General features: G+C 74.9%; 3 protein-coding genes. 1 reads left to right on the top strand and 2 read right to left on the bottom strand.

The features are described from left to right. The first annotated feature begins 183 nt into the window (after nucleotides 1-183). Nucleotides 184-1,116, top strand: a complete 933-nt coding sequence (locus ABT023_RS09090) for an alpha/beta fold hydrolase (RefSeq protein ID WP_350883351.1) — start codon at nucleotides 184-186, stop codon at nucleotides 1,114-1,116. Between the two features lie 63 nt (nucleotides 1,117-1,179). Here ABT023_RS09090 and ABT023_RS09095 read toward each other — a convergent pair whose 3' ends face one another. Both ABT023_RS09095 and ABT023_RS09100 read right to left on the bottom strand, forming a co-directional pair. Next, a complete protein-coding gene (locus ABT023_RS09095; RefSeq protein WP_350883664.1) occupies nucleotides 1,180-1,545 on the bottom strand; it encodes a UCP033725 family protein in 366 nt (121 codons plus the stop codon). Continuing rightward, nucleotides 1,542-3,544 (bottom strand): SseB family protein (locus ABT023_RS09100; RefSeq protein WP_350883353.1); only part of this gene is annotated, 2,003 nt, incomplete at its 5' end. The genes ABT023_RS09095 and ABT023_RS09100, both read right to left, overlap by 4 nt.

Consider the following 3,544-nt stretch of genomic DNA (forward strand, 5'->3'; position numbering starts at 1 on the left):
GATCAAGGTGCTGGAGCAGAACGGCACCTCGGTCAAGGTCCGCTTCTCCTGATCCACTGATCGACCGCACCACCGCGATGCCCGGGCAGTCCACCTGCCCGGGCATCGCCCTTTCCGTAGAGGAACCACCGACCGACGGGAACGCCGGGACGGACCGGAGCGTCGGGGTCATAGGCTGTGGGCATGACCGAGCAGCGTGGCGGGGCCGTCGACGAGACCTGTGTCCTCACCGAGGGGCCGTGGACGCACCGGTTCGTCGGCGCGAACGGCAGCCGCTTCCACGTGGTCGAGGCCGGCACCGGCCCGATGGTGCTCTTCCTGCACGGCTTTCCCGAGCACTGGTGGGCCTGGCACGACATCCTCCCGGCGGTGGCCGACGCGGGCTTCCGGGCGGTCGCGGTCGACCTGCGCGGCTACGGTGCCAGCGACAAGCCCCCGCGTGGGTACGACGGCTACACCCTCGCCGCCGACGTCGCCGGCCTGATCCGCGGCCTCGGCGAGCGTTCCGCCACCGTGGTGGGCACCGGGGCCGGCGGCATGATCGCCTGGACCGTCGCGTCGTTCCACCCGTCGCTGGTCCGCCGGCTCGTGGTGCTCGGCGCCCCGCACCCGCTCCGGCTCCGGGCGGCGATCTTCGCCGACCCGCGCGGCCAGTTCACCGCCTCGACACCCACCCTGAAATTCCAGCTGCCCCGGTACGAGCACGTGCTCACCCGGGACGACGCGGCGGCCGTCGAGGAGGCACTGCGCCGCTGGGGCGGGCCGCGCTGGGTGGACGGGCCCGACTTCGAGGCGTACGCCGAGCGCTGCCGGGAGGCGATGCGGATCCCGCAGGCCGCGTTCTGCGCACTGGAGGGCTACCGGTGGGCGTTCCGGTCGGTGCTGCGGCTGCACGGCTACCGGTTCGTCCGGCTGATGCAGAAGCCCCTGATCACCCCGACGCTCCAACTGCACGGCGCACTGGACGTCGCCTCCCTGCCACGTACCGCCCAGGGCTCCGGCCGGTACGTGGTGGCCCCCTACGAGTGGCGGCTGCTGGACGGCGTCGGGCATTTCCCGCACGTCGAGGCCCGGGACGTGGTGCTCGGCGAGATCCTGCGCTGGGCCAAGTCCTGACCGGCGGAGGTCAGTCGGCGGCCGGCTCAGAGCGCCGGGTGACCCGCTCGCACCCCCGTGCTGTCAGAGGCGCTGCTCGCGCAGTTCGGCGACCTCGCGGGCCGGGGCCCAGCCCTGGTACACCCCGAAGTCGAAGACCTCCAGCCCCATCGCCCGAGCGACCGGCCAGCGCCCGCCGGTGTACTCCACCCGCAGCCAGCCGTCGTGCTCGGCCAGCACGATGAACGGCTGCCCCTGCCAGGTGCAGGTGGCCCGGACGTACGCCAGCTCGTCGACCTCGGTCACCGGGACCACCCGGACGTACCGGCCGGGGCGGATCTCCTCGAACCCGTCGCCGGGCTCCGGCTGGTACAGCCGGACGTCGTCACCGTCCGGGCTGGCCTGGTACTCACGCCCACGCCAGCGGGCCACGTATCCGTCGCGCATCAGGACTCACCGACCTGTCGCCAGAGCAGGGCGTCGGTGTCCAGGATCGCGACCACGCGCTCGGTGCCGTCCGCGCCGATCCGCCACAGCTCCGCGCCGTGCGGCAGCCGGGCGCTGTCCACCTTGAACTCCGCCACCACGTCGCTGCTGTCGCCCGGGGCGAAGCCGTTTCCGCGGAACGGTGGACGCTCTATGACCCAGCCCTCCATGGCCCGCATGGCGCCCTCGTTCTGCCCGCCGTAGGGGATCCGGTAGAGGCTCGGCCGGTGGGCCGGCCAGCGCAGCACGTAGATCTGCGCGGCGTCCCGGGAGAACGGCGAGTCCGGGTACCCGAGACCCAGCGCGTCGTGCAACTGGGCGGGGCTGTTCAGGTGGGCCAGCTCGTTGGCCCGGTGCACGAAGCCGGAGACCCGGTCGTAGCCGCGCTCCAGGTAGTAGGTGAGCTGGCTCGGGGCGATCGCCTTCTGCATCACCACGGGCCGGTTCGGGTCCACGGGCGGCGGGACGTGCCGGACGGCACCCGTGGACGCCTCAACGGCCTGCTCCGGCTCGGGCTCCGGCTCGCTCCCGGCGTCGTCGCCGAGCCCCACCTCGGCGGCCCAGTTGGCCAGCGCCACGATCTGCTCGCCGGGCAGCTTCGCGCCGACCGGCGTGTTCGGGTTCACCGCGAACGACCAGGCGTCGTCGGGCCAGCAGCGGATCAGCTGGACGAACTTGACCCGTACCGTCTCCACCGGCTCGTCGACGTGGTCGGCCAGCCGCTGCGGGGAGGTGTGGACCACGACGTACGTCTCGCCGTCCAGCCGCTCGGTCCGCCAGACGAAGCCCGGGTCCCCCGGCCGGCTGTCGGTGGCCGAGTCGGGCGCCACCGGCAGCAGCACCCGGGCCAGCAGCAGCGTGGAGAGGAAGCTGTCGGTACTGCCGGTGCCGGCGGCGGCGAGCAGGTCCTCCTCCACCTCGTTCGCCGGCCGGAAGTCGTCCACCGAGGCTGCCGACGCCGCCTGTTCCTGTTCCCGGGCCGCCACCGGCTCCCCGGCCCTCGCCGGGTCCGGCTCCCCGGTGGCCCCCAGGTCCGACTCCCCGGTGGACGGCGGCGGGCCCGGCAGGGGCCCGGTCGACACGGCATCGACGGCCGGTTCGATGGCCGCAGCCGGCTCGGGGTCCACGGCTGGCTCAGGGGCCGTGGCCGGCTCGGGGGCCGTAGCCGGCACCGCGCCGCCGGCCGGCCCGGGGTCGGTAACGCCGGACGTGGCCGGGCGGAACAGGGACCCGGCCGACACGTCCGGCGCGGGTGGCGTCGACGGGGGGAACAGCGGGGCCGTCGGGTCCGGGTCGTCCGGGGCGGACGGTTCGGAGACCGCGCCGGCGTGGTCGGGGAGGGACGGCGGCGCGGGCCAGCCAAGGTCGGAGACCGGGTCGATCCGGTCGAGCTCGGGCACCGGGTCGAGCCCGCCGAGGTCGGGCATCGATGTCGAGGCCGGGGCCGCCGACGGGGTGCCGCCGAAGAGGGACGGGCCGGGGGCGACGCCCGGCTCGGTCGCCGGCAGGTCCCGCGCCTCGATGATGGTGCCCTCGATGACGATGGGCGAGAAGGAACGGCGGGACGCGGGCGGCCCGGAGACCGGCTCGACGACCGACGCCGGCAACTCCTCCGCCATCTCCTCGACCGGCGCGGCGACGGGTTGCTCCGCAACGGATCGGGTGGGCTCCTCCCCGTCCGCCCCGGGGCGGGGGCGCGGGAACGCCTGGGCGGCGCCGGCCCCGGGTCGACGATGTGGCAGCCCGCCTGCGGGCCCGACACCATCAGCCCCGAGGGGACGGGTCGGCTCGTCCGGCACCACGCCACCGGGCACGCCGAAGGCACGGGTCGGCTCGTCCGGCACCACGCCACCGGGCACGCCGAAGGGACGGGTCGGCTCGTCCGGCACCACGCCACCGGGCACGCCGAAGGGACGGGTCGGCTCGTCCGGCACCACGCCACCGGGCACGCCGAAGGGACGGG

The organism is Micromonospora sp. NPDC002296 (assembly GCF_040296145.1).
Classification (GTDB): domain Bacteria; phylum Actinomycetota; class Actinomycetes; order Mycobacteriales; family Micromonosporaceae; genus Micromonospora.

Coding starts and splice junctions, on each gene's coding strand:
- ABT023_RS09090 (WP_350883351.1), top strand. CDS start 184: ATGACCGAGCAGCGTGGCGGGGCCGTCGACGAGACCTGTGTCCTCACC.